This is a genomic window from Micromonospora aridisoli (assembly GCF_056150025.1).
The window spans coordinates 25,877-46,468 of the sequence record NZ_JAXCFK010000013.1; the positions used below are offsets into that span (position 1 = coordinate 25,877).

Consider the following 20,592-nt stretch of genomic DNA (forward strand, 5'->3'; position numbering starts at 1 on the left):
TGTCCGGTCGGGCCGCTACGGGTCGCAGTCCGCCGGGCAGCCGCCGTCGGAGACCTTCCAGACCAGGTCACGCAGCACGGCCAGCTCCTCGTCGCCGAGCGGGGCCAGCAGCCGGGAGTCGGAGAGCACCCGGTGGACCCGTTCGCGCATCCGCCGGCCGGCGTCGGTCACCACGAGCGTCTTCTGCCGCCGGTCGGCCGGATCGACCCTGCGCTCGACCAGCCCGGCCTGTTCCAGCTTGTCGACCAGGCCGGTGACGTTCGACCGGTCGCACCGTAGCTGTTCGGCCAGCTCGCGGGCGGGCAGCGGACGGTCCGGGTCGAGCTGGTACAGCGCGCGGGCGACGGCCGGGGTCAGACCCAGCGCGGCGATGTCGAGATCCTGGTGATGCCGCAGGGCGGAGGCGACGTGCATGATCCGGCGCACCGTGTCACCGGCCAACCCGCTGCGGTCGGCCGGATCCGGGCCGGCCGGGGCGATGATCGGCCGTGACATGGCCACATCCTAGGGCTCGCACACCGCGTCCGCCCTGGTCAGCCCGGCGGATCAGCCGGGCAGGAAGGAGAACCGGACCTGCCGGGTGGGGTTGTCGCCGTTGGTGTCGACCAGACAGACCGACTGCCAGGTGCCCAGGGCCAGGCGCCCACCGAGCACGGGGAGCGTCGCGTACGGGGCGACGAAGGCGGGCAGCACGTGGTCGCGGCCGTGCCCCGGCGAGCCGTGCCGGTGCCGCCACCGCTCGTCGGTGGGCAGCACCGCGTCCAGCGCGGTGAGCAGGTCGTCGTCCGAGCCGGACCCAGTCTCGATGATGGCCACGCCGGCCGTGGCGTGCGGCACGAAGACGTGCAGCAGCCCGTCACCCGAGCCGGCGAGGAAGCGCTCGGCCTCGGCGGTGATGTCCCGGACGGTCGGCCGGGAACCGGTCCGGACGGTGATCAGCTCACTGCGCACACGTCGCATTCTCCCCCACCGGGGTACGGTGCGCCGGAACCGCCGTCGAACGACAAAGTTACTGGTGGGTACCTGTGTCGAGCGTCGCCCTTGGACCGGGTGGACGTGACGCCGAGTGCCACGACGGGGCAGGATGGCGCTAGAGACCTATCCCACACACAACCGAGGGAACGCCTGTGGCTACGGAACGCAAGCGCCCGGTGATCACGGCCGGCCTGCCGAGCCAGCTTCCGGACATCGACCCCGAAGAAACCAGCGAGTGGGTCGAGTCGCTCGACGGTGTCATCGACGACCGTGGCACCAAGCGAGCCCGCTACGTCATGTTGCGGCTGCTGGAGCGCGCCCGGGAGCGTCAGGTCGGCGTGCCGTCGCTGACCACCACCGACTACATCAACACCATCCCGCCGGAGCGTGAACCGTGGTTCCCCGGCGACGAGCACGTCGAGCGCCGGATCCGGGCGTACGTGCGATGGAACGCGGCCATGCTGGTGCACCGCGCGCAGCGGCCCGAGATCGGTGTCGGCGGCCACATCTCGACCTTCGCCAGCTCGGCCTCGCTCTACGAGGTCGGCTTCAACCACTTCTTCCGGGGCAAGGACCATCCGGGTGGCGGCGACCACATCTTCTACCAGGGGCACGCCTCCCCCGGCATGTACGCGCGGGCGTTCCTGGAGGGCCGGCTCAGCGAGAACCAGCTCGACGGCTTCCGGCAGGAGCTGTCCCACCCGGGCGGCGGGCTCCCGTCGTACCCGCACCCCCGGCTGATGCCGGACTTCTGGGAGTTCCCCACGGTCTCCATGGGCTTGGGCGGCCTGAACGCCATCTACCAGGCCCGGTTCAACCGGTACCTGCACCACCGGGGCATCAAGGACACCTCCGACCAGCACGTCTGGGCCTTCCTGGGCGACGGCGAGATGGACGAGCCGGAGACCCTCGGCGCGATCGGGGTGGCCGCCCGCGAGGAGCTGGACAACCTCACCTTCGTGATCAACTGCAACCTGCAGCGGCTGGACGGCCCGGTACGCGGCAACGGCAAGGTCATGCAGGAGCTGGAGGCGTTCTTCCGGGGCGCCGGCTGGAACGTCATCAAGGTGGTCTGGGGGCGGGAGTGGGACCCGCTGCTGGCCGCCGACACCGACGGCGCGCTGGTCAACCTGATGAACACCACGCCCGACGGCGACTACCAGACCTACAAGGCGGAGTCCGGAGCGTACGTGCGGGAGCACTTCTTCGGCCGTGACCCGCGCACCCGCAAGATGGTCGAGGGACTGACCGACGACGAGATCTGGAACCTCAAGCGGGGCGGTCACGACTACCGCAAGCTGTACGCGGCCTACAAGGCGGCGACCGAGCACACCGGCCAACCGACGGTGATCCTGGCCAAGACGATCAAGGGCTGGACGCTCGGCTCGCACTTCGAGGGCCGCAACGCCACGCACCAGATGAAGAAGTTGACGCTGGAGGACCTGAAGACCTTCCGCGACCGGCTCTACCTCGACATCCCGGACTCGGCGCTGGAGGAGAACCCCTACCTGCCGCCGTACCTCCGGCCGGACGAGAAGTCCGACGAGATGCAGTACCTGCACGAGCGGCGCAAGCAGCTCGGCGGTTACCTGCCGACCCGGCGGACCAGCGCCAAGAAGCTGAGCATCCCCGGCGCGGAGCGGTTCGCCGACGTCAAGCGCGGCTCGGGCAAGCAGAAGGTGGCCACCACGATGGCCTTCGTCCGGCTGCTCAAGGACCTGATGAAGGACAAGGAGTTCGGCAAGCGCTGGGTGCCGATCATCCCCGACGAGGCGCGCACCTTCGGCCTCGACTCCATCTTCCCGACCGCCAAGATCTACTCGCCGCACGGTCAGCGGTACACCTCGGTCGACCGGGAGTTGTTCCTGTCGTACAAGGAGTCGACCGTCGGGCAGATCCTGCACGAGGGGATCAACGAGGCCGGCTCGGTCGCCTCGTTCACCGCGGCCGGCACGTCGTACGCCACCCACGACGAGCCGATGATCCCGATGTACATCTTCTACTCGATGTTCGGGTTCCAGCGCACCGGCGACGGCTTCTGGGCCGCGGCGGACCAGATGACCCGGGGTTTCGTGCTCGGGGCCACCGCCGGGCGCACCACGCTCAACGGCGAGGGGCTCCAGCACGAGGACGGGCATTCGCTGTTGCTGGCCGCCACCAACCCGGCGGTGGTCGCGTACGACCCGGCGTTCGCGTTCGAGATCGCGCACATCATGGAAGACGGCCTGCACCGGATGTACGGCGCGGAGCAGGAGAACGTCTTCTACTACCTCACCGTCTACAACGAGCCGATCCACCAGCCGGCGGAGCCGGAGGGGGTGGACGTCGAGGGCATCGTCAAGGGGATCTACCGCTACTCCCCCGCCCCCTCGCTGGACGGGGACGCCCCACGGGCGAACCTGCTGGCCTCCGGCACCGGCATGCAGTGGGCGCTCAAGGCGCAGCAGTTGCTGGCGCAGGACTGGGGGGTGGCCGCCGACGTCTGGTCGGTGACCTCGTGGACGGAGCTGCGCCGCGACGCGGTGGAGTGCGAGGAGTACAACCTCCTGCACCCGGGCGCCGAGCAGCGGGTGCCGTACATCCAGCACAAGCTGGCCGACGCCGAGGGCCCGAAGGTGGCGGTCAGCGACTGGATGCGCGCCGTACCCGACCTGATCTCCCGCTGGGTGCCGGGCGACTGGACCTCGCTGGGCACCGACGGGTTCGGGCTGTCCGACACCCGGCACGCGCTGCGGCGACACTTCCACGTCGACGCCGAGTCGGTCACGGTCGCGACGCTGCGCCAGCTCGCGCTGCGCGGAGCGGTACCGGCCCACGTGCCGGCCGAGGCGGCCAAGAAGTACGCCATCGACGACGTGAACGCCGCCCCGGTCGGCGAGACCGGCGGCGACAGCTAGTAGGGAGTACGGCCGAAGGGGCCCGGCGTGGTGGACACCATGCCGGGCCCCTTGCACTTGCCTCGGTATGACCCTTCCGGTATCGATGGATATCTTCTTCCTGTAACACAACGCATCCACAATTGCCGATAGGTGTTTCAGGTAGACCCAGGGGCACCAGGTCGGCCCGGTGGCCTCCACCCCGTCGCGCCCGTCCACCGCCGGCCGGGACGCCACGCCGATCGGCGCGCGACGGGAGGGAGCGCACATGCGAATCGTCCGGATCGGCCTCGCCCTGGCCGTCGGTGCCCTGGTGGTGTCGATGGTCCCGGCCAGCTCGCCGTCGGTGGCGCACGACCCCGCCACCCCGGCCGGGCGCGCCTCGGCCCAGGAGTTCATGGCCCAGCGCGAACCCACCCAGCAGATGGCCGCGGCCGCCGCCGCGACCTGCACCAACGGCCAGGCGGCGGGTTACCCCTGTCGCAACGTGGACCTGCTGTCGTTCATGCCGCTCTCCAGCATCGGCGGCAGCCAGGCCAACGACATCTGGGGCTGGACCGACAGCCAGACCGGCAAGGAGTACGCGCTGGTCGGCCGCCGTAACGGCACCTCCTTCGTGGACGTGTCGAACCCGACCGCCCCGGTCTACCTGGGCAACCTGCCCGCGTACCAGAACCGCACCGCGATCTGGCGCGACATCAAGGTCTACCGGGACCACGCGTACGTGGTGGCGGACGTCTCCGGGCACGGCATGCAGGTGTTCGACCTGACCCGGCTGCGCGGCGTCACCGCACCGCAGACCTGGACGGCCAACGTGCACTACGCCCAGTTCGGCAACTCGCACAACATCGCGATCAACGAGCAGACCGGCTACGCGTACGCGGTCGGCACGAACACGTGCAGCGGCGGCCTCCACATGATCGACATTCGTACCCCGAAGTCTCCGGCGTACGCCGGCTGCGTCAGCAACGACGGTTACACCCACGACACCCAGTGCGTGGTCTACCGGGGCCCGGACACCGCCTACACCGGCCGGGAGATCTGCGTCAGCTCCAACGAGGACACCGTGACCGTGGTCGACGTGACCACCAAGTCGGCTCCCCGGCAGCTGGCCCGCATCGGCTACAGCGGGCGGGCGTACACCCACCAGGGCTGGTTCACCGAGAACCAGCGATACTTCCTGCTCGACGACGAGCTGGACGAGACCCGGCGCGGGGTGAACACGCAGACCTACATCTGGGACCTGGCGGACCTGGACGCACCCCGGCACATCGGCACCTACAGCGCCCCGTCCGGCGTGCTGGCCACCGATCACAACCAGTACGTCAAGGGCAACTACAGCTACCAGGCCAACTACCGGGCCGGGCTGCGCATCCTGGACCTGCGCAACGTGGCCAGCGGTCAGGCCACCGAAGCCGGGTACTTCGACATCTACCCGTCGAGCAACAGCGCCTCGATGAACGGGGCGTGGAGCACCTACCCGTACTACCCGAGCGGCATCGTGGTGGTCAGCGGCATCGAGCAGGGGCTGTTCGTACTCCAGCCCCGCTTGTCGTGACCGCCACCGACCACCGGCCGGCGACGGCCACCAGCCAGGTGGAGGGGGCGTCCCACCCGGGGCGCCCCCGCCCCGGCGAGGTGGTGCCGCCACCGGTCCCGGCGGGCGGCCCGGTGTGGCGGTACGCCGCCGCCGCGCTGGTGCTCGGCCTGACCCTGACCGTCGGGTTCTTCGCCGGACGGGCCGGGGGACCGGCGTCCGGCCCGGCACCGGCGGCAGCCCCGAGCGCACACGTCGGCCACGGCCCGGGTGGGCTGGAGGTGTCCCGTGACGGCTGGACGCTGACCCTGGACACCCCGGAGCTGGCCGCCGGCAGCCCCGGCGAACTGGCCTTCCGGATCACCGACGCGACCGGCGCCACGCTCACCGCGTTTCAGGAGAACCACGAACGCCGGATGCACCTGATCCTGGTCGGCCGCGACCTCAGCGGCTACCAGCACGTGCATCCGGAGATGTCGGCGGACGGGACCTGGCGGGCGACCGTCACCCCGACCGCGCCCGGCCCGCTGCGGGCGATCGCCGACTTCTGGCCCGAGGGGGCGCCGGCGGGCGTCACGCTCGGGGTCGACGTGCCGGTCCCCGGTCGATACGCCGCCGGTCCGCTCGCGCCGCCCGAGGAGACGATCCTGGTGGACGGCTACACGGTCACCCTCGATGGTGGGCTGCGCGCGGGCGAGTCCAACCAGGTGCTCGTCTGGCTCGGTCGCGACGGTCGGCCGGTGAACGACCTGCAACGGCACCTGGGCGCGTACGGACACCTGGTGGCGTTGCGCCAGGGCGATCTGGCGTACCTGCACGTGCACCCGGCGGCGGCCAGCCAGCCCAGCTCGGTCGTGGCGTTCGGCGTCACCGTGCCGTCGGCCGGCACCTACCGGCTGTTCTTCGAGTTCCGGCACCTCGACGAGGTACGCGTCGCCGCGTTCACCGTGATCGTGTGAGCGCGGGCCGCGACGAGTGGTGGCGGCCCGGGCGCCCCTGGCGGGGACACCGGGGCCGCCACCGTCGCGGGTGACGCCGGGACGCGGCCCGTCAGCCGACGGCGGCCAGATCGGTCAGCCGGGCCAGCGAGTCCTCCAGGTCGGCGCCGACCCGACGCAGGCCGAGTCGGAGCAGGGCGGCCTTGACCGGGCCGGCCGGCCAGCGTACGACGATGAGCCGCACGACCGTGCCGCCCTCCTGTTCGTCGGGCGTGAGCTGGACGTATATCTCGGTGCGCGCCTCCGCTCGAGCACCGGCGCCCTTGGCGCGTTCGCGCCAGCCGATCAGGGTCGGCTCCTGATAGGCGATCACCTCAGCCTCATGCGCGGCACCGCGTCCGGCCTGGACCAGCTGCCGCCGACCGAAGCCCTCGCCCGAGAGGACCTCCGCCGCACGTACCCCGGCCAGCCAGGCCGGCAACTGCTCGGCCCGCTGCACCACGTCCCAGACCGCTTCCACCGGCGCCGCCACGTGCGCGCTGCGTTCCACGAGGATCATTTCCGTCTTCCTCCAGTGAGGACATCCCACGATATTCGGCACTCTATGCGCAAAAACGGACGTATATGGACGGGTTCGTAAAAGACACGCCGAAAGGTATTGCTCTCCGGCGCTCTCCCGCCTATGGCGTCCAGCGACGACGCCCCCTAGAGTTCCGAGCACGTTTCGCGTTTTTCGGGAGGGCGCATGCCGACCGCTCCGATGCCCGACTTCCCCGCCGATTTCCGCTGGGGCGTCTCCACCTCCGCGTACCAGATCGAGGGCGCCGCCGGTACCGACGGACGCGGACCGTCCATCTGGGACACCTTCGCCCGCACCCCGGGCCGGATCGTCGACGGCAGCAGCGGTGACGTGGCCTGCGACCACTACCACCGGTACGCCGAGGACGTCGCCCTGATGTCCGGGCTGGGAGTCACCGCGTACCGCTTCTCGATCGCCTGGCCCCGGGTGCTGCCCAGCGGCACCGGCCGGGTCAACCAGGCCGGACTGGACTTCTACGAACGACTGGTCGACGAACTGCTCGCGCACGACATCGACCCCGTCGCCACCCTCTTCCACTGGGACCTGCCCCAGCCGCTGGAGGATGCCGGGGGTTGGCTGAACCGGGACACCGCACACCGCTTCGCCGAGTACGCCGACCTGGTGGCCGCCCGCCTCGGCGACCGGGTCAGGCTCTGGATCACCCTCAACGAACCGTTCATCCACATGAGCCTCGGGCACGCCACCGGCCTCCACGCCCCCGGCCGCATGCTGCTCTTCGACGCGTTCCCGGTCGCCCACCACCAGTTGCTCGGCCACGGTCTCGCGGTGGCCGCGCTGCGCGCCCGCAGCAGCAGCCCGGTGGCCATCGCCAACAACTACTCTCCGGTGCGCGTCGTCGGCGGCAGCCGGGCCGACGCCGCCGCCGCGACGGCCTACGACGCACTGCACAACCAGCTCTTCACCGATCCGCTGCTCGGTCGGGGCTATCCACCGGAACTGGATTTCGACACCGCCGTCGTCCGCGACAGCGACCTGGACGTCATCGCCGCGCCGATCGACGTGCTCGGCGTCAACTACTACAACCCCACGGCGGTGCGCGCCCCCGAGGAGGGCTCACCGCTCCCCTTCGAGTTGGTGCCGCTGACCGGCTACCCGCGTACCGCGTTCGACTGGCCGGTGGTCCCGGACGGGCTGCGTGAGCTGCTCGGCCGGCTGCGCCGCCGCTACGGCGCGGATCTGCCGCCGATCCAGATCACCGAGAGCGGGTGCGCCTACGACGACGCGCCCGACCCCGGGGGACGGGTGTCCGACCCGGACCGGATCACCTACCTGGACGGTCACCTGCGGGCCGTCCGCGCCGCGATCGACGACGGGGTCGACGTGACCGGCTACTTCGTCTGGTCGCTGCTGGACAACTGGGAGTGGGCCGAGGGCTTCACCAAGCGCTTCGGCCTGGTGCACGTCGACTTCGACACCGGCCGGCGCACGCCGAAGTCGTCGTACGCCTGGTTCCGCGAGGTGATCTCGGCGGCCCGGCGGGAACCGCCGCGGTGACCACCGTCGACCCCACCCCGACCTCGCTGCCGGCCGCGCTCGCCGAGCCGACCGTGCCGGTCCGGCGGGGGTGGATCGCGCTGCTGTTCGCCGCCAACCTCGGCGTCTGGATGGCCTTCTTCACCCCGATCCAGGTGCTGCTGCCGCAACAGATCGGACAGATCGCCCCGACGAACAAGGAGTCCATGCTGGCGGTGGTCACCGGTTTCGGCGCGCTCGCGGCGGTGCTCGCCAACCCGCTCGCCGGTGCGCTCTCCGACCGCACCTGCCTGCGACTGGGCCGGTGGGAGTTCGGCCGCCGGCACGTCTGGACGTTGGGCGGCGCGGTGCTCGGCGCGCTGTCGCTGGCGTTGCTCGCGCAGGCCCGCACCGTGCTCGGGGTGGCCGTCGGCTGGGTCGCCGCCCAGGTCTGCTTCAACGCGATGCTGGCCAGCCTGACCGCCGCGGTGCCGGACCGGGTTCCGGTCGCCCAGCGGGGCGGCGTCTCCGGCTGGGTCGGCATCCCGCAGGCGCTCGGGCTGGTCCTCGGCGTCGTACTGGTCACGGTGGTGGTCACCGGCAACACCGCCGGCTACCTGGCCGTCGCCGCCGCCGTGCTGCTGCTCGCCCTGCCGTTCGCCCTGCGCACGACGGACGACCCGCTGCCCCGTACACACCGGCCGGCGTTGCGCGGCCTGCTCGCCGGGATGTGGGTCTCACCGCGCCGGTACCCGGACTTCGGCTGGGCGTGGATCACCCGCTTCCTGGTTCAGCTCGGCAACGCGTTCGGCACGCTCTACCTGCTCTACTTCCTCACCGACGAGGTCCGGGTCGCCGACCCGGAGGGTGGGCTGCTGGTGCTGATCCTGCTCTACACCGCCGGGCTGATGGCCACCACGGTGATCGCCGGCCGGCTCTCCGACCGGTCCGGCAAGCGGAAGGTGTTCGTGATCGCCGCGGGCGTGGTGATGGCCGCCGCCGCGCTGCTGCTGGCCGCCGCCCCCACCTGGCCGGTGGCGGTCACCGCCGCCCTGGTGCTGGGCGCCGGGTACGGGGTGTACCTCTCGGTCGACGCCGCCCTGATCACCCAGGTGCTGCCGAGGGCCACCGACCGGGCCAAGGACCTGGGCGTGATCAACATTGCCAACTCCGCGCCACAGGTGCTCGGCCCGGCCGTCTCCGCCCCGATCGTCGTATACCTGGGCGGATACCCGGCGCTGTACGCGACCACCGCCGCGGTCACCCTGCTCGGCAGCGTCCTGGTGCTGAAGATCCGCTCGGTGCCCTGAGCCGTACCCCTTGACCGAATGCGGTAGCGCGCCGCCGTAGGCTGGAGGCCGTGACGGTACGTGTGCGCTTCGCCCCTTCCCCGACCGGTATGTTCCACGTCGGCGGCGCCCGCTCGGCGCTGCAGAACTGGATCTACGCCAGGCAGCAGGGCGGGGTGTTCGTGCTGCGCGTCGAGGACACCGACGCGGCCCGTAACAAGCCGGAGTGGACCGAGGGCATCCTCTCCGCGCTGGACTGGATCGGAATCGAGCGGGGCAGCTACGAGGGGCCCTACTTCCAGTCCTCCTACGCCGGCGAGCACCGGGCCGCCGCAGGGCGGCTGTACGAGGCGGGCCGGGCGTACTACTGCGACTGCACCCGCGAGGCGGTGCAGGCCCGCACCGGTAACCAGTACACCGGCTACGACGGCTACTGCCGCGACCGCGGGCTGCCGCCCGGCGAGGGCCGCGCGCTGCGCTTCCGTACGCCCGACGAGGGCACCACGGTGGTCACCGACCTGATCCGGGGCGAGCCGACCTTCGAGAACAAGCTCATCGAGGACTTCGTCATCGCCCGGGGCGACGGCTCGCCGGTCTTCCTGCTGGCCAACGTCGTGGACGACATGACGATGGGGATCACCCACGTGATCCGGGCCGAGGAGCACCTGCCCAACACCCCGAAGCAGCAGCTGCTCTGGGACGCGCTCGGGGTGAAGCCACCGGTCTGGGCGCACGTGCCGGTGGTGGTCAACGAGAAGCGGCAGAAGCTCTCCAAGCGCCGCGACAAGGTGGCCCTGGAGGCGTACCGGGACGAGGGCTATCTCGCCGACGCGATGCGCAACTACCTGATGCTGCTCGGCTGGGCTCCCTCCGGCGACCGGGAGATCGTGCCCTGGTCGGTGATCGAGGAGGAGTTCCGGCTGGAGGAGGTGAACCCCTCACCGGCGTTCTTCGACGAGAAGAAGCTGCGCGCGTTCAACGGCGAGTACATCCGGGCACTGCCGGTGGAGGAGTTCGTCGAGGCGTGCCAGCCGTGGCTGACCGGCACCGGCACCATCGCGCCGCCGCCCTGGCAGCCGGCGGAGTTCGACGCGGCCGTGTTCGCCGCGGTGGCCCCGTTGGCGCAGACCCGGATCGCCGTGCTCAGCGAGATCGTGCCGAACGTCGACTTCCTCTTCGTGGCCTCCCCGCTGATCGACGAGGCGGCCTGGGCGAAGGCGATGAAGGAGGGGTCGGCGGAGCTGCTCGACGCGGCCATCGCCGCCTTCGAGGCGGTCGAGTCGTGGGACGCGGAGACGCTCAAGTCCACCCTCGAGGCGGTCGGCGCGGAGCGCGGGCTCAAGCTCGGCAAGGCCCAGGCTCCGGTGCGCGTCGCGGTCACCGGCCGTACCGTCGGGTTGCCGCTGTTCGAGTCGTTGGAGGTGCTCGGCCGCGAGCGGACGCTGACCCGGATGCGCGCGGCCCGGGTGCGTCTGGTCTGACGTCCCCGCCGGCCCGGCACCGAGCCGGCGGGCGCGGCCGGGCCGGGTCGGGACCGGTCAGCGGCGACGAGCGGCGCGGCGGCGGATCAGCCGGGCCGCGGCCAGGATGGCCAGCAGTGGCAACGCCGCGACGGCCGCCCACCACCAGGCACCGCCGGACGACTCGTCCGACCGGGGTACGGGGGTGACGGCCGGGGACGCAGTGTCCTCCGCCGGCACCGGGGTCGTCGGATCGGCGGCGGTGGGTTCCGGGGTCGGGTCGGCGGGAGTGCCGGTGGTCAGGGTGAACCGCACCTCGCCGGAGATCGGATGGCCGTCGGCGGAGACCAGCCGGTAGCCGACGATGTACAGGCCCGCGCGGGCGGGCGTGAACGGCACGCTGACCCGGGCACCGGAGAACCTCGGTGGCCCGCCGACGGCGTCGACATTGTCCGGCCCGGTGATTGTGATCTTCGTCGTGTCCTCGTCGACCCGGGCCAGGAAACGCAGCTCGATGCGCTCCGGCGCGGCGGCCACGCGAGCGCCGTCGCGAGGGCTGCTACCCGTCAACTGGTTGTGCGCGGCAGCCGGAGCGATCGGCATCAGCAGCGACACGCCGAACGCCACGCCGATCACCACTGCCCAGGAACGCGACGCGCGCGTTATCCTGCCACCCATCATGGCCTCCGCACAGGTAAAATCCGCCCGCTGCTTCGCGGCCGGCCGTCGGTCGGGTCGCAATCGCAGATAGTTCCAATTAGTGTTCCATCAGCTGCAACCGATCGGCATTCCGCGGAGTCTCTAAGGTGGGTACCTGTCCTGTGGGCACGGTTCGCCACCGTCGGCCTTCAACGTGTGACCCCTGCAGCACAGCCAGCCATCGAACGGGGCGAGGAGGCGGCATGGTCCGACGGATGAGGCGACTGGCCACGGTGGCGGCGGGAGCGGTCGCGGCGGTGCTGTTGTCGCTCACCACCGCCGAGGTCGCCGCGGCCGCACCGAAGACGCCGCCGGCCGGCGTGGACATCACCGGACACGGGCTGTCCGAGCCGTTGCGGCTCCGCGCCGACACCCACCCCGCGCATGTCGTCGCCGTCATCGAGCAGGTCAACCACCGGGGTCTGGTCCGCCAGTCGGGCGGGCCGAAGAAGGACGACCTCGGTCCTAAGTACACGGTCGTGGTGCTGGCGGGCGACGTTCCGAAGCAAACCTACGACCTGTACCCGAAGGCGGTAGGCGGGCCGCGCGTCTTCCGCCCCGCCAAGCAACCGGACCGCAAGGTCACCGCATCCTGGTACCTCGGTCGGGTCAGCATGTCCGAGACGCTGCGGACCGCCGGTGTGCCGTTGGAACGGACCTACGAGGCGGTCAGCGGAGGTGTCGGCGGGGGTGAACGCATCATCCCGGAGGACGCGCTCAACCCCGCCCAGGACATCAACGAGGCGTTCGGCGAGTTGCGGCGCCTGCTCCTGTTGAACGTCGCGGTGGTGTTGGTGATCACCGTCGGACTCGCCGGGATCGCGCTGCTGATCCGCCGCCGTACCCACTGAAACCCTCGCCACCCGGATCGCGCGCCGCGCGACGCTGGCGACCCTGCGGTCCTACGGGTGGCGGGAGAGACCGACGGGGAACACCGATCCGCTCAGCACCACCGACCCGGCGGGCGTTCCCGCCGCACGCTGCGGTGGGCCGGGCGTACCGGTCCGTGCCGGTGCGCACCGGCCCAGCCGGGCAGGTCGCTGCGGCAGCCGCCGGCCGTCGGCGCGGGTTGCCCCGCCGCCGTGGGCTCGGCGGCGCGCTGCCGGGGCACCGGCGACTCGCCACGGGGCCACGCGGGTGCCCCGTCGTCCTCCGCGCGTTCGGGCACCCGACCGGCGGCCGGCTCGACCGGGTGCGCCAGGCCGGGCGGGCGACGGTGGGGCCTGGCGAGGGCCGGCTGTTCGTGCGGACCCGGTCGGCACGGCTCCCCCTGGGCACAGCCGTGATCGGCCTCCCCGTACGCCATCGGCGTCTCCTCACACTCGCCCTCACCCGCCAGCGCCCACCCGACGTGCCCTGTCACCGTACTGGCCGGTTCTGACCGGCCGCGCAGCGCCGTACCGGTTCACCAGCCGCCGGTGGGGATCCCCGCAGCCTGCCGTCGAGAACCAGGTCAGGCCATGTCAGGCTAGGCGGGTGAGCGAGTCGGGCGGCACGGACCTGTCGGCCACGCTGCGCCGGATCGAGCGGGCGGCCGGGGCGCTGGCCACCGCGAGCGTGGCCCGGATGGACGAGACCCTGCCCTGGTTCCGGGAACTGCCGGCCGATCAGCGCTCGTGGGTGATGCTCGTCGCCCAGGCCGGCGCCCGCTCCCTGGTCCAGTGGTTGCGCTCCGACGGCGCGGCCGGCGAGGGCACCCAGGAGGTCTCCGACGAGGTGTTCGCCACCGCGCCGCAGGCGCTGGCGCGGTCCATCACCCTCCAGCAGACCGTCGCGCTGATCAAGGTGACCATCGACGTGGTGGAGGAGCAGGTCGGCGATCTCGCCGCCCCCGGTGAGGAGCCGCAGTTGCGGGAGGCGGTGCTCCGGTACTCCCGGGAGATCGCGTTCGCCGCCGCCCGGGTGTACGCCCGGGCCGCCGAGTCGCGCGGCTCCTGGGACGCCCGCCTACAGGCCCTGCTGGTGGACGCGCTGCTGCGCGGCGACTCGCCGGACGTGCTGGCCAGCCGCGCCGCCGCGCTCGGCTGGACGGACGCGCCGCCGGTGGCGGTGGCGGTCGGCCCCTCCCCCGGCGGGGAGGTCGCCGCCGTGCTGCACACCGTCTACCGGCAGGCCCGGCGGATCGGGGTCGAGGTGATCGGCGGGGTGCACGGCGACCGTCTGGTGATCGTGCTCGGTGGGGCGGCCGACCCGGTCGCGGCAACCGGCAAGCTGCTCACCGCCTTCGGCGACGGACCGGTCGTGGTCGGTCCGGCGGTGCCGAGCCTGGACGAGGCGACCGAGTCGGCCCGGGCCGCGCTGGCCGGTTACCGGGCCGCGCCGGCATGGCCGGCGGCCCCCCGCCCGGTGCACGCCGGTGACCTGCTGCCCGAGCGGGCTCTCGCCGGCGACGCCGAGGCCCGGCGGCGGCTACGCCATGACGTGTACGCGGTGCTGGTCCGCGCCAGCGGTGAGCTGCTGGAGACCTTGGACGCCTTCTTCGCGGCGGGCGGCACGCTGGAGAGCGCGGCCCGGGCGTTGTACGTGCACCCGAACACCGTGCGCTACCGGCTGCGGCGGATCTCGGAGGTGACCGGGTTCAGCCCGCTGGCGCCCCGGGACGCGTTCGCCCTGCGGGTCGCGCTGACCGTCGGCCGGCTCGATCCGGTGGTTCCGACCCAGACATTGGCCCCACCGGTTAGTAAAAGATCACAGCATGGTGATGACCAACGTCAGTCTTTGTAGGATCCCTCCAACTGACCTAGTGCGGTTTGGTGCCAGCCGGCACAGCGCAACCCATGGGTATCCAGGAGAGTCATAGACGTGCTCGCCGTACTCTGCCCCGGCCAGGGCGCCCAGAAACCTGGCTTTCTGGCCCCCTGGCTCGACCTGACCGACGCCGAGGCCCGACTGCGTGCGTGGTCCGCGCTGGCCGGCGTCGACCTGGTGCACCTGGGCACCGCCGCCGACGCGGACGAGATCCGCGACACCGCACGCACCCAGCCGCTGCTGGTCGCGGCGGCGCTGCTCGCCGCCGAGCATCTGCCGATGCGGGAGGTCACGCTGGTCGCCGGGCACAGCGTCGGCGAACTCGGCGCGGCCGCGCTGGCCGGTGCGCTGCCACCGGACGCGGCGATCACCCTCGCCGGCGTACGCGGCCGGGAGATGGCGGCCGCCTGCGCGCTGGAGCCGACCGGCATGGCCGCCGTGCTCGGTGGCGACCCGGACGAGGTACTCGCCGCCATCGGTGGACATGGGCTGCACGCCGCCAACCGCAACGGCCGTGGCCAGGTTGTCGCCGCCGGTGCGCTCGATGGGCTGGAGAAGCTGGCCGCCGAGCCACCCGAGCGGGCCCGGGTCGTCCGGTTGCAGGTGGCGGGGGCGTTCCACACTCCGTACATGGGGGCGGCGGAGGAGGCGCTGGCCGGCGTCGCCGCCGGGATCACCCCGCGGGACCCGGAGCGGATCCTGCTGTCCAACCTCGACGGGACGGCGGTCGAGAACGGCCGCGAACTGCTCGGACGACTGGTCCGCCAGGTCACCGCCCCGGTCCGCTGGGACCTGTGCATGGCCACCATGGCCGACCTCGGCGTGACCGGCGTGATCGAGCTGCCGCCCGCCGGCACGCTGGCCGGGTTGGTGAAGCGCGAGCTCGCCGGCGCCAACGCGCCGGAGATCGTCACCCTGAAGACCCCCGACGACCTGCCCGCCGCCCGGGATCTGATCGCACGGCACGGCACGACGGCGGGCGGGCCGGTCGACGGAAACAGTCCGCACACGTCTCGCGACGAGACCGACGCTGGGGAGGCCTCGTCATGACGGGCAGCCGGATCCTGTCCCTCGGGCACTACCAGCCGTCCCGGGTGGTGACCAACGACGAGATCGCCCAACTGGTGGAGACCAACGACGAGTGGATCCGCGACCGGGTCGGCATCGTGACCCGCCGGATCGCCGGTGACGAGACGGTCGCCGACATGGCCGCGGCCGCCGCCGACAAGGCGCTGGCCAACTCCGGCCTGACCGCCGCCGACATCGACCTGGTCGTGGTCGCCACCTGCACCTCGATCGACCGCAGCCCGAACGTGGCCTGCCGGGTCGCCGCCAAGCTGGGGATCAACGCCCCCGGGGCGTACGACGTCAACACCGCCTGCTCCGGCTTCGCGTACGCGCTGGGCACGGTGGACCACGCGATCCGCGCCGGTGCGTCGCGCAACGCCCTGGTGATCGGCGCGGAGAAACTCTCCGACTTCACCGACTGGACCGACCGCTCCACCTGCATCATCTTCGGCGACGGTGCCGGCGCGGCCGTGGTCACCGCCGCCGCGGCCGACGAGCCGGCCGGCGTCGGGCCGGTGGTCTGGGGCTCGGTGCCGGAGCGCGGCGACGCGGTACGCATCGAGGGTTGGCGCCCGTACGTCGCCCAGGAGGGCCAGACGGTGTTCCGCTGGGCCACCACCGCGCTGGCACCGCTGGCCCTGCAGGCGTGCGAACGCGCCGGTGTCGACCCGTCGGAGCTGGCCGCCTTCGTCCCGCACCAGGCCAACGCACGGATCATCGACGGCATCGCGAAGCGACTGAACATCCCGCAGGCGATCATCGCCAAGGACATCGTCGAGTCCGGCAACACCTCCGCGGCCAGCATTCCGCTGGCGTTGTCCAAGCTGGTGGAGCGCCGTGAGGTGCCCTCGGGCTCCCCGGTGCTGCTGTTCGGCTTCGGCGGGGGCCTGACCTACGCCGGGCAGGTCGTCCGCTGCCCCTGATACCCCCACGGCGCGCGGCGCCGAGGAGCGACGGGTGGCGTCGCCGCCCCGTCGAGAGAACCCGATGAGAGGAACCCACCGCAATGACCCGTGACGAGATCACCGCCGGCCTCGCCGAGATCCTCGAAGAGGTTGCCGGGGTGAACCCGGACGACGTGGCTGAGGGGAAGTCCTTCACCGACGACCTGGACGTCGACTCGCTCTCCATGGTGGAGGTCGTGGTGGCGGCCGAGGAGAAGTTCGGCGTCAAGATCCCGGACAACGAGGTGCAGAACCTCAAGACCGTCGGGGACGCCGTGAGCTACATCGAGGCGCAGTCCTGATCATGAGTCGCATCGACGTCGTCGTCACCGGGCTCGGCGCGACCACCCCGCTGGGCGGGGACGTCGCGTCGACCTGGGACGCCATGCTCGCCGGCCGCTCCGGGGTGGGACCCCTCACCCAGGAGTGGGCCGCGCAGCTGCCGGTCCGGATCGCCGCCGAACTGGCGGTGGACCCGGCCACCCTGCTGGACCGGGTGAAGCTGCGTCGGTTGGACCGTTCCGAGGCGATCGCACTGATCGCCGCACACCAGGCCTGGGCGGACGCCGGGCTGGCCGACTCCGGGCTGGACCCGGAGCGGTTGGGGGTGAGCATCGGCTCCGGCATCGGCGGCGCGGTCACCCTGCTCGCCCAGGACGACATCCTGGAGGCCTCCGGCCCCCGCCGGGTCTCCCCGCACACCGTGCCCATGCTGATGCCCAACGGCCCCGCGGCCTGGGTCGGCCTCGAACTCAAGGCGCAGGCGGGCGTGCACTCGGTGGCCAGCGCCTGCGCCACCGGTGCCGAGGCGATCGCGCTGGGCCTGGACATGATCCGCGCCGGCCGCGCCGACGTGGTGGTGGCCGGCGGCACCGAGGCGGTGATCCACCCTCTGCCGATCGCCGGCTTCGCCTCGATGCGGGCCATGTCGACCCGCAACGACGAACCGGAGCGTGCCTCCCGGCCATGGGACAAGGGGCGCGACGGGTTCGTCCTCGGCGAGGGTTCCGGCATCGTGGTGCTGGAACGCGCCGAGCACGCCGCGGCCCGGGGCGCCCGGGTGTACGCGCGGCTCGCCGGCGCCGGCATCACCTCCGACGGCTTCGATATCGTCCAGCCACACCCGGAGGGCGCCGGCGCGATCCGGGCGATCGCGAAGGCGATCGCCGACGCGGACGTGGCGAAGTCCGACATCACCCACGTCAACGCGCACGCCACGTCGACCCCGGTGGGCGACGTGGCGGAGATCACCGCGTTGCGGACCGCCCTCGGCGACCACCCGGTGCTCACCGCCACCAAGTCCATGTCGGGTCACCTGCTCGGCGCGGCCGGCGCGCTGGAGTCGATCGCCGCCATCCTGGCGATCCGCGACAGCGTGGTGCCGCCGACGATCAACCTGGACGACCCGGACGACAGTCTCACCCTGGACGTGGCGGCCAACAAGGCCCGGCACATGGACGTGCCCGCCGCGCTGAACAACTCGTTCGGCTTCGGCGGCCACAACGTGGCGCTGGTCTTCACCCGGGTCTGACCAGCCGAGACGGGACAGCCCGGGGCGCGACGTCCCGGACAACACGCACCGGCCCCGCCGACGTCACCGCGCGTCGGCGGGGCCGCGTCGTGTTTCCGGGCTCTCAACCTGCCATCGGCTGGCCCGTTGAGGCGTCTCGGCTATCGGCAGGTGGTGGCGGGCAGCCCGGGGACCTTGACCGGGGAGCGTCCGCGGGGGGCGGCCTTGCCGGCAAGCACGTCGGCGAGCGCGGTCATCGAGGCTCGGCTCGACGAGTAGGTGGCAAGCAGCGTCGGCGAGGTCGCGCTGGCGAGCACGTACGGGGTGTCCATGGCGACGGTGACGGCGGCGTCGGACCGCAGGTCGTCGGCACCGTCGCCGTAGCCGACCAGGTGGACGATCGTTCCGCCGCTGGGCACCACCTTCACCCCGGCCGAGGTCAGCGCCTCGGTCAACGCCGCCCGGGTGTGCGCCCGCCCGCCCGACGAGGTGACGGTGACCGGACCACGGATGCCGGTGGTGTCGCACCGCCCGCGCAGCGCGGTGACCGCTCCGGCGGCCAGCGCGTTGGCGGCCTCACGGTGCGCCGCCGCGCCCACCGTGGACAGCTTCGGCGCGGGCGCGTCGCCCAGGGTGAACTTCATGGTCAGCACCCGGGTGGCCGCCTCGACCAGCCGGGTCCGGGGCAGCGTGCCGTCCCGCAGCGCGGTCAACAGCCCGTCGTACGCCTGCCCGACGTGCGGGGGCATGAGGATCAGGTCGTTGCCGGCCTTCAGCGCCCGCACCGCCGCCTCGCCCGGCTCGAAGCGGCGGGCCGGCGGCATGTTCATTCCGTCGGTGATCACCACGCCCTGGAAGCCGAGTTCCCCGCGCAGCACCTCGGTGAGCAGCTTGTACGAGAAGGTCGCGGCCACGCCCGGGTCGACCGAACGCACGTCGAGGTGGGCGGACATCACGGCCAGCGCCCCGGCCTCGATGCCGGCGCTGAACGGTGGCCAGGCCTCGGCCGCCAGCTTGCCGCGGGACTGACCGAGCACGGGCAGGTCCTTGTGCGAGTCGACGGCACTGTGGCCGTGGCCCGGGAAATGCTTGAGGGTGGCGGCCACGCCGGCGGACTGCAGCCCGCGTACCGCGCCGCCGACCTGCTCGGCCGCCCGTTGCGGATCGGAGCCGAACGAGCGGGAGCCGATCACGGTGCTGCGGGTGACCAGCACGTCGGCCACCGGCGCGAAGTCCACGTTCACCCCCATGGCGGCCAGCTCGGTGCCGGCGGCGCGCCAGGCGGCCTCGGTCAGCTCCGGGTCACCGGCGGCTCCGGCGCCGAGCGCGCTGGGCAGCATGGTGACGCCGTCGGTGATCCGGGTGACCACCCCGTACTCCTGGTCGGTGCCGATCAGGAAGGGTGCCGTGCCGGCGGGGAGCCGCCCGGCGGCCTCGCGCAGCCCGGTGGTCAGCTTGCGGACCTGTTTCGGGTTGTCGACGTTGGTGGTCTCCTGGTTGCCCTGGGTGGGATCGTCCGCGCTGAAGCCGACCAGGATCAGCCCACCGAGCCGGTACTTCTCGATCATCTCGGCCGGCGTGTCCACCCCGGCGAGCGCCCGGTTGCCGGCCACCGAGCCGGCCGACACCTTCGTCGCCTGGTCGCCGTAGGCGTACGGCATCAGCACCTGGCCGACCAGATCCTCGTCGGCGAGTTCGGCGACCAGGTTGGCGGCCAGGGTGGCCGGGTCCTCCGGCGGGGTGCTCGACGGCGGCGGCGCGGACTCCGTGACCGGGGTCGGGGCGGGGCTCGACCCGGGACGCTGGCCGGCCCCGGAGCAGCCGGCGACGAGCAGCGCGGTCACCAGGACGAGCGCGGCGGCGACGCGCCGAGGGGTAGTCGACACGCGGACCATCCCACCAGCTCACCGCGTACCGGGGCAACTCGACCTTGCCGGCGCGGCCGAGGGCACCGGCGGTCAGCCGACCCGGGTGAGCAGGGTCACCGGCGCACCGTCCCCGGCGTGGCGGTACGGCTCCAGTTCGGCGTCCCACGCGGTGCCGAGCGCCTTGTCGAGGGCGTGCGCGAGAGCCTCCGGTGCCCGCGCACCGGCCATGATGCTGCGCAACCGGTCCTCGCCGAGCTGGATGTCCCCGGCAGCGCCCACGGTCGCCCGGAACAGCCCTCGGCCCGGCACGTGCATGAAGCGCTCGCCGTCGACCCCCGGACTGGGCTCCTCGGTGACCTCGAAACGGATCATCGGCCACTGCCGGAGGGCAGCGGCCAGCTCGGCGCCCGTCCCCGGGCGACCGGACCACCCGCACTCGGCCCGGCGGGCGCCAGGATCGACGGGCTGGGCCGTCCACTGCAGGTTGACCGGCGCGGCGAGGACGCGCGCGATCGCCCACTCGACGTGTGAACACACGGCGAGCGGGGTCGAGTGGACGTATACGACGCCACGCGTTGGCACGGTGACCTCCCGGAGTGCGAGGTGCGTCTTCCCCTACGACCTCGC

19 protein-coding genes are annotated in these 20,592 nt (G+C 72.2%); 12 read left to right on the forward strand and 7 right to left on the reverse strand.

The features are described from left to right. Positions 1 to 15: 15 nt before the first annotated feature. Together SM447_RS24305 and SM447_RS24310 are read right to left on the reverse strand one after the other, a co-directional pair. A complete protein-coding gene (locus SM447_RS24305) occupies positions 16 to 495 on the reverse strand; it encodes a MarR family winged helix-turn-helix transcriptional regulator (protein ID WP_474575175.1) in 480 nt (159 codons plus the stop codon). Between the two features lie 51 nt (positions 496 to 546). Continuing rightward, positions 547 to 951 (reverse strand): YjbQ family protein, encoded by a 405-nt coding sequence (locus SM447_RS24310; RefSeq protein ID WP_474575176.1) that lies wholly within the window; start codon positions 949 to 951, stop codon positions 547 to 549. Positions 952 to 1,127: 176 nt separating this feature from the next. On the opposite strand from SM447_RS24310, the gene aceE reads away from it, so the two are divergent. From aceE to SM447_RS24325, 3 genes are all read left to right on the forward strand, one after another. Next, positions 1,128 to 3,872, forward strand: a complete 2,745-nt coding sequence (aceE, locus tag SM447_RS24315; protein ID WP_474575177.1) for a pyruvate dehydrogenase (acetyl-transferring), homodimeric type — start codon at positions 1,128 to 1,130, stop codon at positions 3,870 to 3,872. A gap of 247 nt (positions 3,873 to 4,119) precedes the next feature. Next, positions 4,120 to 5,409 carry a choice-of-anchor B family protein gene (locus SM447_RS24320; protein WP_474575178.1) on the forward strand — a complete coding sequence of 430 codons (1,290 nt, stop codon included), beginning with the start codon at positions 4,120 to 4,122 and terminating at the stop codon, positions 5,407 to 5,409. Further along, positions 5,406 to 6,347 carry a hypothetical protein gene (locus tag SM447_RS24325; protein WP_474575179.1) on the forward strand — a complete coding sequence of 314 codons (942 nt, stop codon included), beginning with the start codon at positions 5,406 to 5,408 and terminating at the stop codon, positions 6,345 to 6,347. The genes SM447_RS24320 and SM447_RS24325 overlap by 4 nt, the downstream gene beginning before the upstream one ends. Positions 6,348 to 6,438: 91 nt before the next feature. Here the strand turns inward: SM447_RS24325 and SM447_RS24330 are convergent, their stop codons facing one another. Beyond that, a complete protein-coding gene (locus SM447_RS24330) occupies positions 6,439 to 6,885 on the reverse strand; it encodes an SRPBCC family protein (RefSeq protein ID WP_093401307.1) in 447 nt (148 codons plus the stop codon). Between the two features lie 186 nt (positions 6,886 to 7,071). Here SM447_RS24330 and SM447_RS24335 point away from each other — a divergent pair, with 186 nt between their 5' ends. Genes SM447_RS24335 through gltX form a run of 3 tightly spaced genes read left to right on the forward strand, consistent with a single transcriptional unit; the run spans position 7,072 to position 11,149 of the window. Beyond that, entirely contained in the window at positions 7,072 to 8,421 is a 1,350-nt protein-coding gene (locus SM447_RS24335) for a GH1 family beta-glucosidase (RefSeq protein ID WP_474575180.1), read from the forward strand. Further along, positions 8,418 to 9,689, forward strand: coding sequence for an MFS transporter (locus tag SM447_RS24340; protein WP_474575181.1), 1,272 nt, complete (start codon positions 8,418 to 8,420; stop codon positions 9,687 to 9,689). Before SM447_RS24335 ends, SM447_RS24340 begins: the two co-directional genes overlap by 4 nt. 50 nt (positions 9,690 to 9,739) lie before the next feature. Beyond that, positions 9,740 to 11,149: a glutamate--tRNA ligase gene (gene gltX, locus SM447_RS24345; protein ID WP_474575182.1), complete on the forward strand. Its 1,410-nt coding sequence runs from the start codon at positions 9,740 to 9,742 to the stop codon at positions 11,147 to 11,149. Between the two features lie 57 nt (positions 11,150 to 11,206). Here the strand turns inward: gltX and SM447_RS24350 are convergent, their stop codons facing one another. Further along, positions 11,207 to 11,755 carry a copper resistance CopC family protein gene (locus tag SM447_RS24350; RefSeq protein ID WP_474575183.1) on the reverse strand — a complete coding sequence of 183 codons (549 nt, stop codon included), beginning with the start codon at positions 11,753 to 11,755 and terminating at the stop codon, positions 11,207 to 11,209. Between the two features lie 275 nt (positions 11,756 to 12,030). Between SM447_RS24350 and SM447_RS24355 the strand changes: the two genes are divergently transcribed. Continuing rightward, positions 12,031 to 12,678 carry a hypothetical protein gene (locus tag SM447_RS24355; RefSeq protein WP_474575184.1) on the forward strand — a complete coding sequence of 216 codons (648 nt, stop codon included), beginning with the start codon at positions 12,031 to 12,033 and terminating at the stop codon, positions 12,676 to 12,678. Between the two features lie 92 nt (positions 12,679 to 12,770). Here SM447_RS24355 and SM447_RS24360 read toward each other — a convergent pair whose 3' ends face one another. Further along, complete coding sequence (locus tag SM447_RS24360) at positions 12,771 to 13,133, reverse strand: hypothetical protein (RefSeq protein WP_474575185.1); 363 nt, start codon at positions 13,131 to 13,133, stop codon at positions 12,771 to 12,773. A gap of 170 nt (positions 13,134 to 13,303) precedes the next feature. Between SM447_RS24360 and SM447_RS24365 the strand changes: the two genes are divergently transcribed. From SM447_RS24365 to fabF, 5 genes are all read left to right on the forward strand, one after another. Continuing rightward, the gene (locus SM447_RS24365) at positions 13,304 to 14,551 is read left to right on the forward strand and encodes a PucR family transcriptional regulator (protein WP_474575186.1); all 1,248 of its coding nucleotides are present in this window, start codon (positions 13,304 to 13,306) and stop codon (positions 14,549 to 14,551) included. Between the two features lie 78 nt (positions 14,552 to 14,629). Continuing rightward, positions 14,630 to 15,625 (forward strand): ACP S-malonyltransferase, encoded by a 996-nt coding sequence (locus SM447_RS24370; RefSeq protein ID WP_474575187.1) that lies wholly within the window; start codon positions 14,630 to 14,632, stop codon positions 15,623 to 15,625. Then, complete coding sequence (locus tag SM447_RS24375) at positions 15,622 to 16,566, forward strand: beta-ketoacyl-ACP synthase III (protein WP_474575188.1); 945 nt, start codon at positions 15,622 to 15,624, stop codon at positions 16,564 to 16,566. The genes SM447_RS24370 and SM447_RS24375 overlap by 4 nt, the downstream gene beginning before the upstream one ends. Positions 16,567 to 16,649: 83 nt before the next feature. Next, on the forward strand, positions 16,650 to 16,889 hold the full coding sequence (locus SM447_RS24380; RefSeq protein WP_007072348.1) for an acyl carrier protein: 240 nt from the start codon (positions 16,650 to 16,652) through the stop codon (positions 16,887 to 16,889). A 2-nt stretch (positions 16,890 to 16,891) separates the two neighbouring features. Continuing rightward, a complete protein-coding gene (gene fabF, locus SM447_RS24385) occupies positions 16,892 to 18,118 on the forward strand; it encodes a beta-ketoacyl-ACP synthase II (protein ID WP_474575189.1) in 1,227 nt (408 codons plus the stop codon). Positions 18,119 to 18,258: 140 nt separating this feature from the next. Here the strand turns inward: fabF and SM447_RS24390 are convergent, their stop codons facing one another. Both SM447_RS24390 and SM447_RS24395 read right to left on the reverse strand, forming a co-directional pair. Then, positions 18,259 to 19,992, reverse strand: coding sequence for a glycoside hydrolase family 3 protein (locus tag SM447_RS24390; RefSeq protein ID WP_474575190.1), 1,734 nt, complete (start codon positions 19,990 to 19,992; stop codon positions 18,259 to 18,261). 63 nt (positions 19,993 to 20,055) lie between these two features. After that, positions 20,056 to 20,547, reverse strand: coding sequence for a DUF3145 domain-containing protein (locus tag SM447_RS24395; protein ID WP_164449338.1), 492 nt, complete (start codon positions 20,545 to 20,547; stop codon positions 20,056 to 20,058). Positions 20,548 to 20,592: the final 45 nt, after the last annotated feature.